The sequence below is a fragment of the Pseudomonas zeae genome, assembly GCF_014268485.2.
Classification (GTDB): domain Bacteria; phylum Pseudomonadota; class Gammaproteobacteria; order Pseudomonadales; family Pseudomonadaceae; genus Aquipseudomonas; species Aquipseudomonas neuropathica.
The window spans coordinates 4,499,340-4,520,294 of sequence record NZ_CP077090.1 but is presented as its reverse complement, the minus strand read 5'-3'; the positions used below and the strand labels follow the sequence as shown (position 1 = coordinate 4,520,294).

At 59.0% G+C, this 20,955-nt stretch carries 17 protein-coding genes and 1 pseudogene; 11 read left to right on the top strand and 7 right to left on the bottom strand.

Annotated features, from left to right (window positions below):
* Window positions 1-6: 6 nt before the first annotated feature.
* Both gudD and HU754_RS19855 read right to left on the bottom strand, forming a co-directional pair.
* Complete coding sequence (gene gudD, locus HU754_RS19860; protein ID WP_186624142.1) at window positions 7-1,350, bottom strand: glucarate dehydratase; 1,344 nt, start codon at window positions 1,348-1,350, stop codon at window positions 7-9.
* Between the two features lie 39 nt (window positions 1,351-1,389).
* Window positions 1,390-2,736 carry an MFS transporter gene (locus HU754_RS19855; protein ID WP_186624143.1) on the bottom strand — a complete coding sequence of 449 codons (1,347 nt, stop codon included), beginning with the start codon at window positions 2,734-2,736 and terminating at the stop codon, window positions 1,390-1,392.
* Between the two features lie 346 nt (window positions 2,737-3,082).
* Here HU754_RS19855 and HU754_RS19850 point away from each other — a divergent pair, with 346 nt between their 5' ends.
* Window positions 3,083-3,796, top strand: a complete 714-nt coding sequence (locus HU754_RS19850) for a FadR/GntR family transcriptional regulator (RefSeq protein ID WP_093433993.1) — start codon at window positions 3,083-3,085, stop codon at window positions 3,794-3,796.
* Between the two features lie 92 nt (window positions 3,797-3,888).
* Complete coding sequence (locus HU754_RS19845) at window positions 3,889-4,122, top strand: hypothetical protein (RefSeq protein ID WP_099756701.1); 234 nt, start codon at window positions 3,889-3,891, stop codon at window positions 4,120-4,122.
* 334 nt (window positions 4,123-4,456) lie between these two features.
* Here HU754_RS19845 and trhP read toward each other — a convergent pair whose 3' ends face one another.
* Entirely contained in the window at window positions 4,457-5,788 is a 1,332-nt protein-coding gene (trhP, locus tag HU754_RS19840; RefSeq protein ID WP_186624144.1) for a prephenate-dependent tRNA uridine(34) hydroxylase TrhP, read from the bottom strand.
* A 154-nt stretch (window positions 5,789-5,942) separates the two neighbouring features.
* On the opposite strand from trhP, the gene HU754_RS19835 reads away from it, so the two are divergent.
* Complete coding sequence (locus HU754_RS19835) at window positions 5,943-7,004, top strand: AI-2E family transporter (RefSeq protein ID WP_093434002.1); 1,062 nt, start codon at window positions 5,943-5,945, stop codon at window positions 7,002-7,004.
* Here HU754_RS19835 and HU754_RS19830 read toward each other — a convergent pair.
* From HU754_RS19830 to HU754_RS19820, 3 genes are all read right to left on the bottom strand, one after another.
* A complete protein-coding gene (locus HU754_RS19830; protein ID WP_095050832.1) occupies window positions 7,001-7,183 on the bottom strand; it encodes a hypothetical protein in 183 nt (60 codons plus the stop codon). The genes HU754_RS19835 and HU754_RS19830 overlap by 4 nt on opposite strands.
* A 98-nt stretch (window positions 7,184-7,281) precedes the next feature.
* Complete coding sequence (locus tag HU754_RS19825) at window positions 7,282-7,476, bottom strand: hypothetical protein (protein ID WP_016984641.1); 195 nt, start codon at window positions 7,474-7,476, stop codon at window positions 7,282-7,284.
* 230 nt (window positions 7,477-7,706) lie between these two features.
* Window positions 7,707-8,057: a hypothetical protein gene (locus HU754_RS19820; RefSeq protein ID WP_093434008.1), complete on the bottom strand. Its 351-nt coding sequence runs from the start codon at window positions 8,055-8,057 to the stop codon at window positions 7,707-7,709.
* A 256-nt stretch (window positions 8,058-8,313) separates the two neighbouring features.
* Between HU754_RS19820 and HU754_RS19815 the strand changes: the two genes are divergently transcribed.
* On the top strand, window positions 8,314-9,132 hold the full coding sequence (locus HU754_RS19815) for a shikimate 5-dehydrogenase (RefSeq protein WP_186624145.1): 819 nt from the start codon (window positions 8,314-8,316) through the stop codon (window positions 9,130-9,132).
* A 128-nt stretch (window positions 9,133-9,260) separates the two neighbouring features.
* On the opposite strand, the pseudogene HU754_RS19810 reads toward HU754_RS19815, so the two are convergent.
* A pseudogene (locus HU754_RS19810) lies at window positions 9,261-10,201 on the bottom strand (IS110 family transposase).
* 703 nt (window positions 10,202-10,904) lie between these two features.
* Here HU754_RS19810 and mgtA point away from each other — a divergent pair.
* The 7 genes from mgtA to HU754_RS19775 all read left to right on the top strand — a co-directional run bounded on the left by mgtA (window position 10,905) and on the right by HU754_RS19775 (window position 20,924).
* Window positions 10,905-13,604, top strand: coding sequence for a magnesium-translocating P-type ATPase (gene mgtA, locus HU754_RS19805; protein ID WP_186624676.1), 2,700 nt, complete (start codon window positions 10,905-10,907; stop codon window positions 13,602-13,604).
* 142 nt (window positions 13,605-13,746) lie between these two features.
* Entirely contained in the window at window positions 13,747-14,463 is a 717-nt protein-coding gene (locus tag HU754_RS19800) for an MgtC/SapB family protein (RefSeq protein WP_007913384.1), read from the top strand.
* A 312-nt stretch (window positions 14,464-14,775) separates the two neighbouring features.
* The gene (locus tag HU754_RS19795) at window positions 14,776-15,309 is read left to right on the top strand and encodes a fimbrial protein (RefSeq protein WP_186624675.1); all 534 of its coding nucleotides are present in this window, start codon (window positions 14,776-14,778) and stop codon (window positions 15,307-15,309) included.
* A gap of 147 nt (window positions 15,310-15,456) precedes the next feature.
* Window positions 15,457-17,838: a fimbria/pilus outer membrane usher protein gene (locus tag HU754_RS19790; protein WP_225919928.1), complete on the top strand. Its 2,382-nt coding sequence runs from the start codon at window positions 15,457-15,459 to the stop codon at window positions 17,836-17,838.
* A 29-nt stretch (window positions 17,839-17,867) separates the two neighbouring features.
* Window positions 17,868-18,602 (top strand): fimbrial biogenesis chaperone, encoded by a 735-nt coding sequence (locus HU754_RS19785; RefSeq protein WP_093431982.1) that lies wholly within the window; start codon window positions 17,868-17,870, stop codon window positions 18,600-18,602.
* Window positions 18,599-19,621, top strand: a complete 1,023-nt coding sequence (locus HU754_RS19780; protein ID WP_225919927.1) for a fimbrial protein — start codon at window positions 18,599-18,601, stop codon at window positions 19,619-19,621. Before HU754_RS19785 ends, HU754_RS19780 begins: the two co-directional genes overlap by 4 nt.
* A gap of 115 nt (window positions 19,622-19,736) precedes the next feature.
* Complete coding sequence (locus HU754_RS19775; protein ID WP_093431988.1) at window positions 19,737-20,924, top strand: EAL domain-containing response regulator; 1,188 nt, start codon at window positions 19,737-19,739, stop codon at window positions 20,922-20,924.
* Window positions 20,925-20,955: the final 31 nt, after the last annotated feature.

Here is a 20,955-nt window from a genome sequence, read left to right as displayed (position 1 = left end):
CGCGTGTCAGCGCACCAGACACGGCCGCTTGTTATCGAACTTCCACCCCGGAATCAGAAACTGCATCGCCACGCTGTCATCCCGCGCGCCGAGGCCCATGCCTTTATATAGCTCATGAGCCTTGGCCACCTGGTCCATGTCCAGCTCGACACCCAGCCCCGGTTTTTTCGGCACCTGCACCAGACCATCGACGATTTGCAGCGGCGCCTTGGTCAACCGCTGGCCGTCCTGCCAGATCCAGTGGGTGTCGATCGCGGTGATCTCGCCCGGTGCGGCGGCAGCGACATGGGTGAACATCGCCAGCGAGATATCGAAGTGGTTGTTGGAATGCGAGCCCCAGGTCAGCCCCCATTCATGGCACATCTGCGCCACGCGCACCGAACCTTGCATGGTCCAGAAATGCGGGTCGGCCAGCGGAATGTCCACCGACTGCAACTGGATCGCATGACCCATCTCACGCCAGTCAGTGGCGATCATGTTGGTGGCGGTTTTCAGCCCCGTGGCACGACGAAACTCGGCCATCACCTCTCGACCGGAATAACCGTTTTCCGCGCCGCACGGGTCTTCGGCGTAGGCGAGCACCTGATGCTGATCGCGGCACAGGCGAATGGCTTCTTTCAGTGACCACGCGCCGTTCGGATCGAGGGTGATGCGCGCATCAGGAAAGCGTTCGGCCAGCGCTGTGACCGCTTCGATTTCGGCATCGCCACTGAGCACGCCGCCCTTGAGTTTGAAGTCCTTGAAACCGTATTTCGTGTGGGCCGCTTCGGCGAGGCGCACCACGGCTTCGGCGGTCATGGCCTTCTCGTGACGCACGCGGAACCAGTCGTTGTCGGCGTCCGGTTCGCTGCGGTAGGCGAGGTCGGTTTCGCGCTGATCACCGACGTAAAACAGATAACCGAGCATCTTCACTTCATCGCGTTGCTGACCTTCGCCGAGCAATGCCGCCACCGGTACATTCAGATGCTGACCGAGCAGGTCGAGCAGCGCGGCTTCGAGGCCCGTCACGGCGTGAATGGTGATGCGCAGGTCAAACGTCTGCAGACCACGACCGCCAGCATCGCGGTCGGCGAAGGTCTGGCGCACTTGATTTAGGATCTTCTGATACGTGCCGATCGGGCTGCCGACCACCAGGCTGCGCGCGTCTTCCAGGGTCTGGCGAATACGCTCGCCACCGGGTACTTCACCGACGCCGGTGTGGCCGGCGTTGTCTTTGAGGATGACGATATTGCGGGTGAAAAACGGCCCGTGGGCGCCGCTCAGATTGAGCAGCATGCCGTCGTGACCGGCCACCGGGATGACTTGCATGTCGGTGATGATCGGGGCTTTGGCGGTGTCGTGTGCGGTCATGTTCTTATCCTTTTAATACGCAATCTTTAACAATGGACGTCAGGCGTGTTTCGGCGCGGTCTCGACCACGGCGATGTCGGCAGCAGGTTTCGGTGTGGTGCGCGCGAAGAAGACGATGATCGCGGCGATGATCGAGGTCGCGGCCAGCCCATAGAGGCCGCCCTGAATCGAGCCGGTGTGTTCTTCGAGCAGGCCGAACGTAGTTGGCGCGACGAAGCCGCCAAGGTTGCCCACCGAGTTGATCAGTGCGATCACCGCTGCGGCGATGCGCGCATCCAGGTACGCCTGCGGAATCGGCCAGAACAGCGATGAGGCGGATTTGAACCCCAGCGCGGCAAAGCAGATCGCAACGAAAGCAAAGATCGGCCCGCCGGTGGTCGACATGAACATCCCCGCAGCGGCGATCAACAGGGCGGTGGCGACCCACGCCTGCTGGTGTTTCCACTTGGCCGAGAACGAGGCGAAGGCGTACATGCCGATGATCGACAGCAACCACGGAATCGAGTTGAACAGACCGACCTGGAAGTCGCTCATCTCGCCCATTTTCTTGATGATGCTCGGCAGCCAGAAGGTCGCCGCGTAAATGGTCAACTGGATGAAGAAGTAGATCAGGCAGAACAGGATGATCTGTCGGTCCTTGAGCAGTTTGCCCATGGATGGCCGGATCGGCGTCGCGGCTTCGCGGGCCTTCTGTTCAGCGTCGATGGCGTTGACCAGGGCGTCCTGTTCGGCGCGGGTCAGCCATTTCGCGTCGTGGGGTTTGGCGTCGAGCCAGAACCAGACGAACACGCACAGGCACACGGAAAACATCCCTTCAATGAAGTACATCCATTGCCAGCCGTGCATGCCCAGCCCGTTGATTTGCAGGAGCAGACCGGACAACGGGCCGGAGATCAACGAGGCCACGGCGGAGCCGCTGAGGAAGATCGCAATCGCCTTGCCGCGTTCGGCGCCGGGCAACCAGCGGGTGAAGTAGTAGATCACCCCGGGAAAGAACCCGGCCTCGGCCACGCCGAGCAAAAAGCGCAACACATAGAAGTGGGTTTCGTTCTGGATGAAGGCCATGCCGGCGGCGACCAGGCCCCAGGTGAACATGATGCGGGTCAGCCAGATGCGTGCGCCGACTTTCTGCAGCAGCATGTTGGAGGGGACTTCGAACAGCGCGTAACCGATGAAGAACAGACCGGCGCCGAAGCCATAAGCGGCGGCACCAATACCGAGGTCATGTTCCATGTGAGTGCGGACGAAACCGATGTTCACCCGGTCAATGTAATTGACGATGAACATGATCACGAAGAGCGGCAGGACGTGGCGTTTCACTTTCGAGATGGCCGACGCGAGTGTCGAATCGACGCCCTCATTCATCCCGGAGACGGAGGTTTTCACTTGGTTTTCTCCCACTGATTATTTTTATGCGGGGTAGGGCAGGTGCTGCGTTGTTGCTAGACATCATACAACTGAGAAATTTTGTCCGACAAGTAGGGTTGGCCGATTATTTTTCTCTGGGATGCCGGTTTTTTATGCTTTTTTGCGTTAGTGATCAATGTTTGCTGGGTTTTTTAAGGCGTAGAGCATCGCGTCACCCCCAGGGGGACACGCTTCTGTTTGTCAGGAGTGTTTGAAGGTATTTCCGTTTATTTGAGTGTTGTCATACAAGTTGAGCCGCTAGACTCAATTTCGTCATCCCCGCAGGATGCTACGATCCACAAGCCCCCGATCACCGGAACCGATCATGCAAGAAGACCTCGACGCTCCCGCCCGTAAACGTGCGCACAACCTCGCCCATGACCTGGTGGAGAAGCTCACGCAAAGCATCCTGCTCGGTCAGCTATCGCCCGGCGACAAGCTGCCGTCAGAGAATTCCATCGTTCAGGAACACGGGGTCAGCCGCACGGTGGTGCGCGAGGCGATTTCAAAGTTGCAGGCTTCCGGGCTGGTGGAGACGCGCCACGGCATCGGCACCTTTGTCATCGAGCGTGTTGCGGAGCAGGGCTTACGCCTGAATGTCGACACGGCGCTCGGTGTGCGCAGCATTCTCGAACTGCGTCTGGGCCTGGAAACCCAAGCGGCGGCGCTGGCGGCGCAGCGGCGCACGGAGGCGCAAGTGCTGCAGATGCGTCAGGCGCTGGATGACTATCAGCGGCTGCTCGACAACAACGACAGTTGCGTCGAAGCGGATCGGCGTTTTCATCTGCTGATCGCCGAGGCCACCGGCAATGTTTGCTTCAGCGAGATCATGCAGCATCTGGGCAGCGCGATGATTCCGCGTCATCGCCTCAATGCTGCTGAACGTGGCGCGGCGGATCTGAGCAAGCTCGGGCAACTGGCCCATCTGGAACATGAGGCGATTCTGAATGCGATCAAGCGTCAGGATGCGGACGCCGCGCGCGCGGCCATGTGGCTGCATCTGACCAACAGCCGCGACCGGTTTTCCGCGCGGGGCTGATGGCCGTTGGTCTGTTCGGTAGCACGCCGTGCACAGGGCTGATTCCAAGTTGTACGGCCCGGGTATTCCGGACCTCCTGAGTGAGGTGCGTCATGGCTAACGATTTGCTGTTTCAGGGTGGCGTGCTGCCCACCGATCCAACCCGGCCGCTGCCCGGTACCGATGAACCGACACTGGCTGATCATGATTCTCCAATGGGGATGCCACCGGGGCGCGACCCGCTGAGCGATGCCGATCGGCCCGAAGACTGGAAGGACCCGGCGGCGGAAGATGAGGATGTGCCGCCGGCGGATGAGCCGACGCCTCTTTCCGATGATCGGCGCTGAATCCTGGTTGTTGTGCTGGATTTACCGTCCCCTTCGCGAGCAGGGAAGCGCGTCCCAATGTGGGAGCGAGCCTGGCGATGTTGCGGGAAGAGTCTGTTTTCGTAAGCTTCCCTCACCCCAGCCCTCTCCCGGAGGGAGAGGGGGCCGACCGAGATGTCTTGCGTTATATATCGACCTGAACAACCTAGTCGATTATGGACTCGGCCAAGTCCAGTTTTCTTGATCAGAAGAGTCGATTGTGGATTCACCGGCGTAATTTCAGGTCGGCGGATTTCTCCAATTTCCCCCAATCGGTCCCCTCTCCCTCTGGGAGAGGGCTAGGGTGAGGGCCTTCTCAGGCATCACGCAGATCCCGCATCAACAACCCAAACCGCAAATCCACCGCATCCGGAATCGGCAGATACACCGTGTGTCCATCCCCCGGTGCCACCTCGATCGCTTCTTCTTTAGCGTTCTGCAACTCATGCAGATCAAAATGGAAATTGCCCTTCGGCGTCATCAACTCCAGATGATCACCCAAGGCAAAGCGGTTCTTCACCTTGACCTCTGCCAACCGCCCACGCCGCTCGCCGGTCAACTCGCCAACGAACTGCTGACGCTCCGACACCGAGCTGCCGTGCTGATAATTCTGGTACTCGTCATGCACATGCCGACGCAGAAATCCTTCGGTGTAGCCACGCTGTGCGAGTGATTCCAGATCGGTCATCAGGCTACGGTCAAATTCACGCCCGGCCACCGCATCATCAATCGCGCGGCGATACACCTGGGTGGTGCGCGCGCAATAGAAGTGCGATTTGGTCCGGCCTTCGATTTTCAGGGAATGCACGCCCATGCGCGTCAGGCGCTCGACATGCTGCACTGCGCGCAGGTCCTTGGCGTTCATGATGTAGGTGCCGTGTTCGTCCTCGAATGCTGGCATCAATTCATCGGGGCGATTGGCTTCCTGCAGCAGGAACACCTGATCGGTGGGCGTGCCCAGCCCCAGCGTTGGCTCTGGCTGGAAGGTCTGGACGATCTCGCCGAGCTGGTTTTCGGTGGCTTCTTGCGCTGAGTATTTCCAGCGACAAGCATTGGTGCAGGTGCCCTGATTGGCATCGCGCTTATTCATGTAACCCGACAACAGACAGCGCCCGGAATAGGCCATGCACAGCGCGCCGTGGACGAACACTTCCAGTTCCATGCCCGGCACCTGCTCACGGATTTCGCCGATTTCCTCTAGCGACAATTCTCGCGACAGGATGATCCGGCTCAAACCCATCTGCTGCCAGAATTCGACGCTCGCCCAGTTCACCGTGTTGGCCTGCACTGACAGGTGAATCGGCATCTGCGGGAAATGTCGCCGCACGAGCATGATCAGTCCCGGATCGGACATGATCAGCGCGTCGGGGGCCATGTCGATGACTGGTGCCAGATCCTTGAGGAAGGTCTTCAACTTGGCGTTGTGCGGCGCGATGTTGACCACCACGTAAAAGCGTTTGCCTTGCGCCTGCGCTTCACGAATACCCAGTGCCAGATTGGCGTGATCGAACTCGTTGTTGCGCACCCGCAGGCTGTAACGCGGCTGGCCGGCGTAGACCGCATCGGCGCCGTAAGCGAAGGCGTAACGCATGTTTTTCAGGGTGCCAGCGGGGGCGAGCAGTTCGGGGGCGGCGAGGATTGAGGTCATGGCGGTGTTGGTCGCAAAGCGCGGCAGGGTAAGTCAGATGCGGCGAGGTTTTGTTGATCTGGATCTATGCTCCATGAATAAAGATGGCACTCGTGCAGGTCGCGGTTGACTAAGCATCGGGGCGTGCATGACGCCTGACTGACATGGATCGGACATGAACGAAAAAAGCCTTCAATTCAAATCCCTCACCGTGCTGCTATTGCTGGTCACGGTGGCGTTTATCTGGATCCTCTTGCCGTTCTACGGTGCGGTGTTCTGGGCGGTAATTCTCGGCATTGTGTTTGCGCCGATGCAACGCCGGCTGCAGGCGAAATTCGGCTGGCAGCGCAACCTGACGTCCCTGTGTACCTTGTCGGTCTGCCTGGTGATCGCGATTCTGCCGGTGATCATCCTCAGTGTGCTGTTGGTGCAGGAAGGCGCAGCGGTCTACAAGAACATCGAAAGCGGCGAGCTGGACATCGCTGCGTATCTGGCGCAATTCAAGCACAGCCTGCCGCCGTACTTTCAGCACTTGCTCGACCGGTTTGGCATGGGCGAGCTAAACGGCTTGCGCGAGAAAATCGTCAAATCGGCGATGCAGGGCAGCCAGGTGCTGGCCAGTCAGGCGTTCAGTTTTGGCCAGGGCACATTCGAATTCGTGGTGAGTTTTTTCATCATGCTGTATCTGCTGTTTTTCTTTCTGCGTGACGGCGCCGAGTTGGCGCGCAAGGTGCGCACCGCTGTGCCACTGGAGGAAGGCCACAAGCGGCGCTTGCAGTTGAAGTTCAACCGCGTGGTACGGGCGACGGTGAAGGGCAATCTGGTAGTCGCGGTGACGCAGGGCGCATTGGGCGGGGCGATTTTCTGGTTTCTCGACATCCCCAGCGCGCTGCTGTGGGCGGTGTTGATGGGGTTTTTGTCGTTGCTGCCAGCGGTCGGTGCGGGGATTGTCTGGGCGCCGGTGGCGGTGTATTTCCTGCTCAGCGGGATGATCTGGCAAGGCGTGGTGCTGGGCTTGTTCGGGGTCTTCGTGATCGGTTTGGTGGACAACGTGCTGCGGCCGATTCTGGTGGGCAAGGACACCAAAATGCCCGATTACATGATTCTGATCTCGACCCTTGGCGGCCTGGCAGTCTTCGGTCTCAACGGCTTTGTGATCGGCCCGCTGATCGCGGCATTGTTCATGTCGAGCTGGGCGCTGTTCGCCGAGACCAAGCCCAAAGTGCAACTGCCTTAAGCGTGAAACGGCGCGCTGACGATCTTCTGCGACAGTGCCTGCGCAGCGGGCAAGGAAGTCAGCGGGCCGCTGATCGCTTCGCCGTCACGCATCAGATACCAGCAGGCAAGCAAGCCCGTGGCCCTGAGCGAAGCGGGGACGGCGCTGCCGATAACGGACATGATTTGAACCTGAGCCATGACGAGTACCTCCATCTATCAATGGAGCTACCTTAAAGATTCGCCGGTTCTACGGACAATCAACGCTTTCGATAGTGGTCATTGACGCCGTTGAGGCTTCAGTCGACCACTTGATCAAGCATGTGCATGACTTCACGCTCGTTGAGCAAACCTTTGTGCACGAGGTTTTCCGCCAGCAGCGAAAGGAACTTGGCGCAACGATGGCCTTCCAGGTGCTTGAGCTCGGTCAGCGCGCTGTACACCTTGCTGGAGGTGCACAGGCCGACGATGCGGTGCGGGTTTTGTGTTGGCATACAGTCGTCCTTGTTGTTATCAACCTGTTGTTTACGGACGGATTCAGATTGCGGTTCCGTCATGACAAATAAATGACCGTTTTATGGAAAAGTACATAACGGTCAATCAATCATGCCGACTTTAGCCGGTGAAACTGTCCTCACAGCGACCTTGGCGAGATTTTTTCAGACGCTGGCCGACCAACGGTCATAAAAAAGCCCCGCTATACAAGCAGGGCTTTGTGTTTCGGTTACCAGCGTGGGCCGCCGTAGTAGTGCGGACGACCGTAGTAGCCGCGCGGCGGGCCGTAATACACCGGGGCCGGTTGCACGTAGACCGGTTGTTGCACATACACCGGCGCGGGCTGGTAGTAGACCGGTGGCGGTGGCTGCTGCACATAGACCGGTGGCGGGGCGTACACCGGCGCCTGTTGCACATAAACCGGACGATCCTGGTTGATAAGCGCCGAACCGATGATGGCCGAGCCGACGATTGCGCCAAACACCGCCGGACCCTGCCAGCCACCGCCGTGGGCTTCTGCTTGCCCTGTGACAGCAAAAGCACCGATCAGCAGGGCGACGATAGGGAGTTTACGAATCATGATAATTCCTCGGTTCTTCGACCCGGCATCGGGGCCTGCACCAGGCCCACAGTTGTCACGGGGATACTTCTAAGACAGCGAATTTTGGAAAATCAGCACAGCCACTGGGTAAATTTTGTGTAAGGTCTGTACCGGTTTATTTACCGGGCTGCGTGATGGCCGCAGAACGCGTTTAAATCAGGCCTCTATGATCGTTCAGAAGCCGATGGGCTGGCTAATCCCGTTTATCCGAAAGTGCGTTTGAAGGAGAAGTTTCATGCAGATGAACCCGAACAAAGACACCCAACTGTGCATGTCCCTGTCCGGGCGCCCGGGGAACTTCGGTCTGCGTTTTCATAACCATTTGTATGAGCAGTTGGGCCTGAACTTCTATTACAAGGCTTTCAGCAGCCAGGACCTGACCGGCGCAGTCGGCGGCATTCGCGCCTTGGGCATCCGTGGTTGCGGCGTGTCGATGCCGTTCAAGGAAGCGTGCATTGCGCTGGTCGATGAACTGGATGCATCGGCAGCGGCGATCCAGTCGATCAATACCATCGTCAACACCCACGGCCATCTCAAGGCTTACAACACCGATTACATTGCCATCGAGCAGTTGCTGAAAACCCACGCCGTGCCCAAGGATTCGACCTTCGCTCTGCGTGGCAGCGGCGGCATGGCCAAAGCGGTGGCCAGCGCCCTGCGTGACGGTGGTTACAAAAACGGCTTGATCGTCGCCCGCAACGAACGTGCCGGGCGTGCGCTGGCGGATTCGCTGGGTTATCGCTGGCAGGCTGAACTGGGCGATGAACGCCCGCAGATGCTGATCAATGTGACGCCAGTGGGCATGGACGGCGGGCCGGAAGCGGGGCAGTTGGCGTTTGAACCGGAGGCGATCAAGGCTGCAGATACGGTGTTTGATGTGGTCGCGATCCCGTCGGAGACGCCGCTGATTGTGCGCGGTCGAGCAGAGGGCAAGCGGGTGATCACCGGACTTGAGGTGATTGCGATTCAGGCACTGGAGCAGTTTGTGCTGTACACCGGCGTGCGGCCGACTGAAGAGCAGTTTGCGGCGGCGGTGGCGTTTGCCCGGAGCTGATTGAGTATTGTGGTGGCTGGGCGGGCCTCTTCGCGAGCAGGCTCGCACACAGTTGAATTTTTGTCATACACAAGTTGTGTGTTCGCTGTAGATCCCCTGTGGGAGATTCTATGGTTGAGGGGAAGCCCTCAACTGACTTTTGCCTGATATTCGCTTTGCCCTTTCAGCAAGGCGAATACCACCCGAGCAAGTTTGCGAGCCAGCATCACCAACGCCTGTGTGGTGCTGAAACCCCGTGCTCTTTGGGCTTCGTAAAACCCTTTCCAGGCTATCGTACGGCTAGCCGACATCGCTGCGTTGTGCAAAAGTCGGCGGGCCTCGGGGTCTCCGCGCTTGGTCAAGCTACGGCGACCGTCCTTTTGCCCTGATTTCGATACCCGTAAATCCATTCCCAGGAAGGCGATAAACGCATCCGCGTTGCTAAATTCCCCACGCTGAAACGCTGTGAGCAGGCGCGCTCCGGTCAGAAATCCAATGCCCTCAACTTTCAGGCAACGCTTCAATTCGCCGAGCAAACCGGCTTGTTTGAGCTGATCGTTGATCGTCTTTTCGATCATCGTTTCAAGCCGCTGCATGGATTTTATTTGTTCAGCAAAAGCTGCCTTCAACAACGGCTCATTCGACCAGCTCTGCACCAGGCCGACCCTGGCCTGGACCAAAGCCGCGCGGCGGCGGAAAAGGCTCAGGAGCTGGCGGTACAGCGGTGATGGCGGGGTCCAGGGGTGCAACTCCTCGGCTTCGTTCTTCAGGTAACGGGCCAGCAGCTTGGCGTCCAAGGCGTCGGTTTTGGCGCGGATCTTCACGCCTTCGCGGTAGTGTTTGAGTTCATAGCCGCCCACCATGTAAATCGTGCAACCGGCCGCATAGGCCAAATCAGCGAATTCAGGTGGTAGATGTTGGTTGCCTCAATGGCAATAGACACGGGGCCGAGCAAGGCTTTCAGCCACTGCTTGATGGATGTTTTGGTGTTGGGAATCGCTTCAAGCAGATCGCTATCGGCCTGATAAATCACCAGTTCATTTTTGGCAACATCCACGCCAACGATCGGATTTGATAGAGCGACTGGCATTGCCACAGGATTTCCTCCGGGATAAGGTTTGAGTACTTGAAGGGCTCACCCAGAGGCGCAGGCTTGTTCCTATCGTCGGTCTAGCCAGATGCATTCTTTATCGGCGCTTGGGTGAAAGGAGGAGGGGCGAAATCTCCCACGGTCTGTACTGCGTCAACAGTCAGAATCGAGCCTTGTCCCTCCTCCTCCCTTCAAGTCCTACCATACAAGCGAGCCTGCTCGCGAAGGGGCCTTCAAGAACACCGCAAAATCCGAATCCTGAACCCTTCCTGAACATCCCCAACATTCCCCGACACACCCCCTTTTGCAGGTTTACTCTCCCATCATCGGGGCGTAAGCTTCGCGCGTTTTCATCAATAGCGGAGACCCACAGTGGGTACTTGTTCGAGTGACAGTTGTCGGCCGGTCTCGGTAACCGGCAGATTCTCGGCAAGATAACGCGCAGCCTTTCTCTGCCGTTGTCTCGCCGTAACAGCGAGCAGCGGCATCCCGTGCATGACCCGTTCTGGGCCATGTCTGGACGTTCCTTCTCATCGACGCTGAACAGAGCGTGATTGCGACTTTATTGTCGTCATCGCAGCCCTATCGACACGCCTGTCGTTTCTGACCGGCGCGCCAGGCCTTGCCGTGCCGGTTTTTCCGGCGGACGAGGCGCGGCCGTACCTGCTTGACGGTTTCCCGGCTGACCATAGGGGCAACAGCCATGAAACTTACGCTCAAGGAATTCTTCGCAGGTTTTCTGCGGACCCGCCACATCGCCCGGCACTTCCGTCGCCTGGCGCTGCTGGAATCGATCAACGACACCACGGTCAGCCGTGAAGTCCCGCCGACTTTGGCCAACACCCTGGTCGATGCCGCGCATTGCGACAGCGGTGTGTTGCTGTCGACACTCGGCACGCATTCCGATGGCCTCACCGATTTCGAAGTCGATGCGCTGCGTGCGCAATACGGTCTCAACGAAGTCGAACACGAGCAGCCGCTGCCATGGTGGATTCACCTGTGGCACTGCTACAAAAACCCGTTCAACTTGCTGCTGACGTTGTTGGCGGTGATCTCGTGGCTGACCGAAGACCTCAAGGCCGCCGTGGTGATTTTCTCCATGGTGGTGCTGTCGACGCTGCTGCGCTTCTGGCAGGAAAGCAAATCCAACCAGGCTGCCGACGCGCTGAAAGCCATGGTCAGCAACACCGCTACGGTGATGCGCCGTGACGCGCCGCGCAGCGAATTGCCGATCAAGCAACTGGTGCCGGGCGATCTGATCGTGCTCTCGGCCGGCGACATGATTCCCGCTGATTGCCGGGTGCTCAGTGCCAAGGATCTGTTCGTCAGCCAGGCGGCGATGACCGGCGAATCGATGCCGGTGGAAAAATTTCCGCGTCAGCAGGATCGCGACACGCGCAATCCGCTGGAGCTGGACAACATCCTGTTCATGGGCACCAACGTCGTCTCCGGCACGGCGGTGGCGGTGATTCTCACCACGGGCAACAGCACCTATTTCGGTGCGCTGGCCCAGCGTGTCGGCGCAACCGATCGCGCGGTGACTTCGTTCCAGCAAGGCGTCAACAAAGTCAGCTGGCTGTTGATCCGTTTCATGTTCGTCATGGCGCCGCTGGTGCTGTTCATCAACGGTTTCACCAAAGGTGACTGGACCGAAGCATTGCTGTTCGCGCTGTCGATTGCCGTCGGCCTGACCCCGGAAATGCTGCCGATGATCGTCACCTCGACGCTGGCCAAAGGCGCGGTGTTCCTGTCGCGTAAAAAAGTCATCGTCAAACGTCTCGATGCGATCCAGAACTTTGGCGCCATGGACGTGCTGTGCACCGACAAGACCGGCACGCTGACCCAGGACAAGATCTTCCTCGCGCGCAATGTCGATGTCTGGGGCGAAGACTCCGATGACGTGCTGGAAATGGCTTACCTGAACAGCTACTACCAGACCGGTCTGAAAAACCTGCTCGATGTCGCGGTGCTGGAACACGTGGAAATTCACCGTGAACTGAAAGTCGGCACGACGTTTCGCAAGGTCGATGAGATCCCGTTCGACTTCAATCGTCGGCGTATGTCGGTGGTGGTCGAAGGACGTGGCCAGCCACATCAGTTGATTTGCAAAGGTGCCGTGGAAGAAGTCCTGGCGGTGTGCAGCCGCGTGCGTCACGGTGAGGTCGATGAAGCCTTGAGCGATGAATTGCTGACCCGGATTCGTCAGGTCACCGCAGCATTCAACGCTGAAGGCTTGCGCGTGGTGGCGGTGGCCGCACGCTCGATGCCCGAAGGTCGGGAAATTTACAGCCTGGCCGATGAACAGGAACTGACGCTGATCGGCTATGTGGCGTTCCTCGATCCCCCGAAGGAAAGCACCGCGCCGGCGCTCAAAGCCTTGGCCGAACATGGCGTGGCGGTGAAAGTGCTGACCGGCGACAACGAACTGGTGACCGCGAAAATCTGCCGCGAAGTCGGTCTGGCTCAGCAGGGTTTGCTACTGGGTAACGACGTTGAACGCATGAGCGATGCCGAACTGGCGGTTGCCGTAGAGACCACCAACGTCTTCGCCAAACTGACGCCGTCGCACAAGGAGCGCATCGTGCGCGTCCTCAAAGGCAATGGTCATGTGGTCGGCTTCATGGGTGACGGCATCAACGATGCGCCCGCGCTGCGCACCGCCGACATCGGTATTTCCGTGGACAGCGCGGTGGACATCGCCAAGGAAGCGGCCGACATCATCCTCCTGGAAAAGAGCCTGATGGTGCTGGAGGAGGGCGTGCTCGAAGGGCGGCGCACCTTCGCCAACATGCTCAAGTACATCAAGATGACCGCCAGCTCCAACTTCGGCAACGTGTTCTCGGTGCTGGTCGCCAGTGCGTTCATTCCGTTCCTGCCGATGCTGCCGATGCACCTGCTGGTGCAGAACCTGCTCTACGACATTTCGCAGATCGCCATTCCGTTCGATAACGTCGATGAGGAAATGCTGAAGAAACCACAACGCTGGCAGCCGGGTGACGTCGGGCGCTTCATGCTGTTCTTCGGCCCGATCAGCTCGATCTTCGACATCACCACGTTCGCCTTGATGTGGTACGTATTCGATGCCAACACCCCGGATCACCAGACCCTGTTCCAGTCCGGCTGGTTCGTGGTCGGGTTGCTGACCCAGACGCTGATCGTGCACATGATCCGCACGCCGAAGATTCCGTTCCTGCAAAGCCGCGCCGCCATGCCGCTGCTGGTCATGACCGGGATCATCATGGCGGTCGGCATCTTCCTGCCGATGGGGCCGCTGGCGCATTACTTCAAACTGCAGGCGTTGCCATCGCTGTACTTCGTGTTCCTGCCGGTGATTCTGCTGGCGTACATGGCGCTGACCCAGGCAGTGAAAGGGTTCTACATCCGCCGGTTCGGCTGGCAATAACCGCACGGCCAACACCGTTCCCCTGTGGGAGCGAGCCTGCTCGCGATAGCAATCTGTCAGTCAAAATTTCAGCGACTGACACACCGCTATCGCGAGCAGGCTCACTCCTACAGGGGATTTGGGTGTTTTCAAGGACAACACTATGCAAGCCATCAACAACCTCAACCTCGATTCGCTGCTCGATACCCTCGTCAGCCTCAGTGCCGCGTTTATCCTCGGTGGCCTGATCGGTTTCGAACGTCAGTACCGGCAACGCACCGCCGGCCTGCGCACCAATGTGCTGGTCGCCGTCGGCGCGGCGATATTCGTCGACATGGCCAACCGTCTCGCCGGTGCCGAAGGCGCGGTGCGTGTGGTCGCCTACGTGGTCTCCGGCATCGGCTTTCTCGGCGCTGGGGTGATCATGCGCGAAGAGGGCAACGTGCGCGGTCTCAATACCGCCGCGACCCTGTGGACCTCCGCAGCGGTTGGTGCCTGTGCCGGGGCCGATCTGCTCGCCGAAGCCGTACTCGGCACGCTATTCATTCTGGCCGCCAACACCTTGCTGCGGCCGATCGTCAACAACATCAACCGCCAGCCACTGGACGTGGTCTCGGCGGAAGTCACCAACATCGTCTACGTCATCGCCCGACGCTCCCAGCAAACCGCCGTGTTCGCCTTGCTTGAGGCCGAGCTTGAACGCAGCAACTACCCGGCCAGCGATGTTGATGTGCATGCCTTCGGCGCCGATGAAATCGAAATCGAAGCGACGCTGGCGACAACGTCGGTCGATGGCGATGAACTGGATGCGCTGGTGGCGCGGATTTCCACATCGGCGCTGGTGGTGCAGGCGTTCTGGAGTCCGAGTACCACGGAATGATCGTTTTCGGTTGCTGAGAATTGTCCTACAAGGCGGCAAGAAAGAACCTACATTTTCACCCTTGGGTCTCGATCACTATTTGTTCCGGAGCAGAGATGCCCGGCGTCCTGATGACTCGATGCGTTATTACGGAAGTGCAATGAATACCTGGAAAGTTCGGCAGGGAATGGCCGGAAAGAGGGGGGAACCATTCGTTGCAGATTCCGTGATGAAGGTTGTTCGCTACAGCGAGCAAGCCTGTTGTCGCTGATGAGTAATTGGGAGAGCCAGGCCGCTGGGCCGAATAAACAACTATCCCAAGAGATGTAAAAAATGAAAAAGATCGTCGCTGTTACCGCCGCTACCGTTGTCATGGGTCTCGCTTCTTTCGCCAATGCTGCGACGCCGGCTTCCGGCAACCCTGGCACCGTACGTTTCAATGGTGAAATCGTATCCGGCGCCTGCGGTATCGACGCCAGCTCTCTGGACCAGACCGTTTCCCTGGGTCAGGTGCCATCGAACCAGTTCAAGGCGATCGGTGATCGTTCGACGCCGACCAAGTTCGACATCATCCTGACCGACTGCGACACCACCACCCAGAAGAACGCCCGCTTCACCTTCAGCGGTGTGCAGGATCCAGCGGTTCCGGGCCTGTTCGCCACCACCGGCCTGGCGCAGAACGTCGGCATCCGTCTGCAGGCCAGCGCTGGCGAAATGCTCGATAACGGCACCGAGCAGGTCGCTCCGGTTGTGCTGCAAAACGGCAACAACACCGTGACCTTCGCCGCCATGTATGAAGCCACCGCTGCGACCGTCACCACCGGTGAAGCAGACAGCGTTGCGAACTTCACCGTGGCCTACAACTGATACCGCGGTATCGCACGTTGTAAGAAAAAGGGGTGAAAACCCCTTTTTTCTTTTCCGTCAAAGTTCTGATAAAGGCTATTTCCCGTGTACGGCCGAAAACTTTTCGTGTCTTGCGTGTTGATCTCCTGTGCGCGTTATTCAAACGCTGTGGAGTTTAATTCGGAGTTCCTGAATATCGATAAAAACGACGATATCAGTCTCGGACAGTTTGCCCACGCCCAATACACTGTGCCCGGTCGTTACTTGCTGGATATCACCGTCAATCAGCGTTATTTCGGCTCACGTTCGATCGAGTTCAAGAGCGGCGCCAACCCGCAGGAAAGTTACGCCTGTCTGCCCGAAGACCTGGTGGTGACCTTTGGTCTCAAACCTGCGTTGCTCAAAAGCCTGCCGCGTCTGGCTGAGGGGCAATGTGTGGATTTGCGTGGCATTGAAAATGCCTCGATCAAGTACATGAAAAACCTTGGACGTCTGTCGATCAGCCTGCCGCAGGCCTCGTTCGAGTATGACGATCCCAACTACATTCCGCCTGCCGCCTGGAGCGACGGGCTCAACGGCGCGTTGCTTGATTACCGAGTGATCGCCAATAGCCGCGAAACCAATACGCCGTCCGGCGATTCGCGTTCATTGCAAAGCTATGGCACGGCCGGGGTCAACCTCGATGCCTGGCGCATCCGCGCCGATTATCAGGCGCGGCAAGAGTCAGGTAGCCAGAATAATGATCCCCACGGCGAAGCGTTCCAGTTGAATCGCTTGTACGCCTATCGCGCGTTGCCATCGATACGTTCGAAGCTGTCGGTCGGTGAGGACTATCTGAACTCTGATGTGTTCGACACCTTTGCCCTGCGCGGTGCGACCCTGAGCAGCGATGACCGCATGTTGCCGCCGAACCTGCGCGGTTATGCGCCGCTGATCAGTGGCGTGGCGCGTACCAACGCGACCGTCACCGTGTCCCAGCAGGGCCGTGTGTTGTACTCGACCACGGTGACGCCGGGCGCGTTCAGCCTTCAGGATCTCAACAGCAGCGTGCAAGGCACACTGGATGTGACCGTGCGCGAAGAGGATGGCAGCGAACAAACGTTTACCGTAGCCACCGCCGCAGTTCCGTTTCTGTCCCGTGAAGGCGAGTTGCGTTACAAGGTTTCCGCCGGCCAGCCGCGCCTGACCGGTAACGGCGGCACAGAGCCTGAGTTTGTCGCCTCGGAAGCGGCCTATGGTCTGCCAAGGGACTGGACGATCTACGGTGGCGTGCTGGCGGCCTCGGGTTATCAGTCGAATGCCATCGGTATCGGCAAGGACCTTGGCGTATTCGGCGCAGTGTCTGGTGATGTCACCACGTCTCGGGCGAAGCTGCGCTGGAACGGCGAAACCGTGGCCGGCAACTCTTACAGAATCAACTATTCCAAGCGTTTTGACGCCATTGCCACCGACCTGCGGTTTTTGGGTTATCGCTTTTCCGACAAGACCTTCACCAACTTTTCGCAGTTTGTCGGCGATGCCGATTCCTATGCGATGAACTCGGGCAAGCAACGTTATTCGGTGACCTTGGCCAAGCATTTTTCCTGGTTATCGACGAGTTTTTCCTACGACCATTCGACTTATTGGGACGCGCCGGCAGCCGATCGTTTCGGCATGACCGTGGCGCGCAGTTTTTCCCTTGGCAACGTCAAGAACATCACCGCAAACCTGTCGGCTTACCAGACGCAAAACAGTCGGCAGAATGACTCGCAGATCTACCTCGGTGTGACGGTGCCACTGGGGGGCAATTCGATGGCCTCCAGTAACCTGCAGCGCTCGGGCTCCGGCGATTCGTCAGCCAGTGTCGGCTACAGCCATGACGACGGCGAAGGCGTGAACTATCAGGTGTATGGCGGCGTTGGCGACAACCGCTACGTCAACGCCTATGTCGGTAAACGCGCTTCGAGTTATCGCGCCAACGCGTCGGCCTCCACCGATGGCAGCACCTATCGCTCGCTGACCGGCGAACTCGACAGCTCGCTGGTCGCCACCCGTTATGGAGTCTCGGCCCATGGCAATGGCACCAATGGCGATACGCGCCTGCTGGTGTCCACCGATGGCGTACCGGACGTGGCCTTCACCGGGCAGACCCGCACCAACCGGGACGGCTATGCGGTGATGGATGGCTTGCCCTCGTTTCAGGCTTACGAAGCGCGGGTCAACGTCGAAAAACTGCCGCTCAACACCGAAGTGTCCAACCCGATCCAGCGTCTGGCGCTGACCGAGGGAGCCATCGGCTACGTCAATTTCGCCACGGGGCAGGGCCGCAACGCATTTGTCGTGTTGACCCGCAACGACGGTAAACCGGTGCCTTTCGGCGCATCGGTGCAGGACAAGAACACCAACCGGGAGGTGGGCATCGTCGGCGAGGCGGGCGTCACTTATCTGTTGGGCATCAAGGTTGGGGCTGAACTGGTAGCGCGTTGGGATGACGCCGGCCAATGCAGTCTGGCCAAACTCCCTGAGGAGGACGTGGTGAGCAATATCGCCAAGCCTGCCCAGTGTCTGTAACCGCGTCTTCCAATAAACCCGGAGTCATCATGTCTCGTTTTGCCTTGTTTACTGCTCACCGTCTGTTTCTGGCCGCTGGCCTTGCTCTGCCGCTGTTGGCAAGCGCCGCTGTGGTGCCGGATCGCACCCGGCTGGTGTTCGAGGAAAGTGCACCATCGGTCAGCGTCACAGTCAGCAACAAAAACCCGCAGCTGCCATTTATTGTGCAGTCGTGGATCGAAAACGAGAGTGGCCAGAAAGTCACCTCACCGTTCATGGTCCTGCCACCGCTGCAGCGCATCGAGCCGAACGAAAGCAGTGTGCTGCGTATCGTGAAATTGCCCGAACTGGCCCTGCCGGCGGACCGCGAGTCGGTGTTCTATTTGAACATTCGCGAGATTCCGCCGAAGAGCCAGGCCGTCAACTCGATGCAGATCGCCTTGCAGTCGAAGATCAAATTGTTCTATCGCCCGGCAGCGGTGAAGCGTGAGCGTGGCGAAGACCTCGCGCTGGGCCTGAACCTGAAAATCGACCCGGCAGCGAAACAGCTGATTGTCGATAACCCGACACCGTTTCACATCACTGTGGTCGGGCTGCTGGCCGGCCCGGAAAAAACCAGAATGCCGATCGATACGGTGATGATCGCGCCACGCGGCAATGCGCGCTTTGCCCTGAGCAACACCGCGTTCAGCACCTTGCGGGTGTCGAACATGAATGACTTCGGTGGCCAGTCCGATACGTTGTTCAACTGCGTGGCGAACGTCTGCAAAGGCGTGAGACCGTGAGCCTGTTTTCCACGCTGACCCGGCTGGTCGCGGCCGCAGTGCTGCTGGGCGCGTCGCAGTTGGCTTCGGCGATGGTCTGCAAGTCGCTGGACGGCGGCAGCTACCTGAGCGAATACATTGGCCCGGTGTCGGTGCCGGACACCGTGCCGGATGGCACGATCATCTGGCGCTCGAAAACCCATGTGGTGCCGGCCGACTGCTGGAAACTCTTCGATCTGCACTTCAGGGAAGACGATCCGATCTACTTCTATGGCAACCCGGCAGGACTCAATGCCACCCCGTGGGGCATCGAATTCGGTCTGGTGTATCGCGGCGTGACAGCCTGGGACGGCGACTGGAGTTCCAACCCGACCCAGGGCGTGAACAGCGGATTCGTATCCCGTGGTTGCCCGGACGCGACCAGCGGCGCTGACATGCTCGCGTGTTCACGGGTGACGCCCAGCATTGCGTTTCAGGTGGTGATCCGCAAACGCGGTTTGTTGCCCTTGCAGCGTCCCTCGCAAGACACCTACGACGTGTTCCAGTTCGACGGTCTCTATGGCTTGAATGGCGGGCCGAGCAACCCGGCGGGCAACTTCCGTTTTCAACTCTCCGGGTTGCAGAACATTGTCGGCACCGCGTGCACGGTCGATGTCACGGTGACGCCGGAGCCGGGCATTGTCGACTTTGGCGTGATTCAGAAAACCACCACTGGGTTCTCGCCGCCCAATCCGACCCGGCCCTTCAGCCTCGCGCTGGAAAAGAAGTGCAGCAGTGCGATCAACATCGGTGCGACGTTTGTCACCGCCAACCAGCAGGGGCTTTACAACATTCTGCCGACGGCGGGCAGCCAGTTCGGCATTCAGGTGCGCGATGCCCACAACAATCTGGTGCAGATCAACGAGCCTTTCCCTCTGGCGAATTTTCCGGCGGACGTCAGCCATATCGATGTGCCGTTCAGCGCGTCGGTGGTGTCGCTGGGCGATCCCGAAGTCGGACCGTTCGAAGCGATCATGGTTGTGCAGATCGTTTACTACTGATGACGCCTTAGCCTCTGGGAAATTTCCTACATTGACGCAGGATAAGTCCTGCGTTCAACCCTGCTGGCGCAGGCCACTATCCGGTCTCCCGGGTCAATTGAGTGATTAAAGGAAGATGACCTCCCCACGTATTCTGGTGCTGGAAAATCATGAGTTTGCCCGCAACGTGCTGGTCAGGATGTTGCAACGCCTGAGCGTGCGTGACGTTTTGCAAGCACCGGATGCCGAGCAGGCCATGGTGCAGATGCACCTGCAGGGCGGGGTCGATATCGTGATCTGCGACCTCACTGACCGGGGCCTCGATTGCCTGGAATTCCTCCGTGTTGCCAGCCACAGCGGTATGGTGCGCGCGGTGTTGCTGTGCAGTGAGCTCCCCCCGGAACTGGCGCGCACCTTGGGGCAAATGGCCTCGCTGGGCGGTCTGCAATTGCTCGGAGTGCTGAGCCGGCCGGTGCAGCTGCGTGCCTTGAACCGCCTGCTGTATCGCTATAAACACGGGCGGATCCCGCCGGTGCTGGCGCCACCGAGCAAAGAGTTGCCCCACGAAGATGAAGTGCGCCGCGGGCTGGCGCTGGGTGAGTTTCGGGCGTGGTTTCAGCCGCAGTTTCAATTACACAGCGGTGCGGTGATCGGCGTGGAAGCGCTGGTGCGTTGGCAGCATCCTGCGCGCGGGACGCTGTTGCCTTGCGACTTTCTCTCCGCCGTGCTGGCGTATGACTTGACCGACCAGATGTTCAAACAGTTGCTCGAACAGGGCCTGAACTTGCTGGGCATTTTGCGTCATCGTGGTGTGGCCTTGCAGTTGGCGTTCAATCTGCATGCCTCGCAACTGACCCATAGTGCTCTGGTGGAACACATCAAACGGGCGCTGGAGCGGCACGGGTTCAACGGATCGGTTCTGATGCTCGAACTGGCGGAGAACGGTTTGCTCGATTGCCCGCCCGGCACGCAGGAGAACTTGTTGCGTTTGCGCCTGCTCGGCTGCGGATTAGCGGTCGACGACTTCGGTGTCGGGTTTTCCTCGTTGAAGCTGATGTGCCAGTTGCCGTTCACCCAGATAAAACTCGATGGCCGTTTTGTCCAGCACCTCGACCGTCAACGCAACCGGGCGATGGTCGCCAGTACGAGGGTGCTGGCTCGTTCGTTAGGAATGGATCTGGTGATCGAAGGCATCAGCAGCCCAAAGGTGCTTGAGCATGTGCGCGAGCTGGAGTGCGAAATGGGTCAGGGTTATTACCTGGCCCGTCCCATGAACGGACATGACTTGCTGCAATGGCTGGAGAAGCCAGAGGGCGAGCGCTGATCGTTGTGCGGTGCTGTGCGGTGTTTTCCAA

What these genes read in the sequence shown, in the direction of transcription:
- gudD (WP_186624142.1), bottom strand. Translation starts at nt 1,350, where the DNA reads ATGACCGCACACGACACCGCCAAAGCCCCGATCATCACCGACATGCAA.
- HU754_RS19850 (WP_093433993.1), top strand. Translation starts at nt 3,083, where the DNA reads ATGCAAGAAGACCTCGACGCTCCCGCCCGTAAACGTGCGCACAACCTC.
- HU754_RS19845 (WP_099756701.1), top strand. Translation starts at nt 3,889, where the DNA reads ATGGCTAACGATTTGCTGTTTCAGGGTGGCGTGCTGCCCACCGATCCA.
- trhP (WP_186624144.1), bottom strand. Translation starts at nt 5,788, where the DNA reads ATGACCTCAATCCTCGCCGCCCCCGAACTGCTCGCCCCCGCTGGCACC.
- HU754_RS19835 (WP_093434002.1), top strand. Translation starts at nt 5,943, where the DNA reads ATGAACGAAAAAAGCCTTCAATTCAAATCCCTCACCGTGCTGCTATTG.
- HU754_RS19830 (WP_095050832.1), bottom strand. Translation starts at nt 7,183, where the DNA reads ATGGCTCAGGTTCAAATCATGTCCGTTATCGGCAGCGCCGTCCCCGCT.
- HU754_RS19825 (WP_016984641.1), bottom strand. Translation starts at nt 7,476, where the DNA reads ATGCCAACACAAAACCCGCACCGCATCGTCGGCCTGTGCACCTCCAGC.
- HU754_RS19820 (WP_093434008.1), bottom strand. Translation starts at nt 8,057, where the DNA reads ATGATTCGTAAACTCCCTATCGTCGCCCTGCTGATCGGTGCTTTTGCT.
- HU754_RS19815 (WP_186624145.1), top strand. Translation starts at nt 8,314, where the DNA reads ATGCAGATGAACCCGAACAAAGACACCCAACTGTGCATGTCCCTGTCC.
- mgtA (WP_186624676.1), top strand. Translation starts at nt 10,905, where the DNA reads ATGAAACTTACGCTCAAGGAATTCTTCGCAGGTTTTCTGCGGACCCGC.
- HU754_RS19800 (WP_007913384.1), top strand. Translation starts at nt 13,747, where the DNA reads ATGCAAGCCATCAACAACCTCAACCTCGATTCGCTGCTCGATACCCTC.
- HU754_RS19795 (WP_186624675.1), top strand. Translation starts at nt 14,776, where the DNA reads ATGAAAAAGATCGTCGCTGTTACCGCCGCTACCGTTGTCATGGGTCTC.
- HU754_RS19785 (WP_093431982.1), top strand. Translation starts at nt 17,868, where the DNA reads ATGTCTCGTTTTGCCTTGTTTACTGCTCACCGTCTGTTTCTGGCCGCT.
- HU754_RS19775 (WP_093431988.1), top strand. Translation starts at nt 19,737, where the DNA reads ATGACCTCCCCACGTATTCTGGTGCTGGAAAATCATGAGTTTGCCCGC.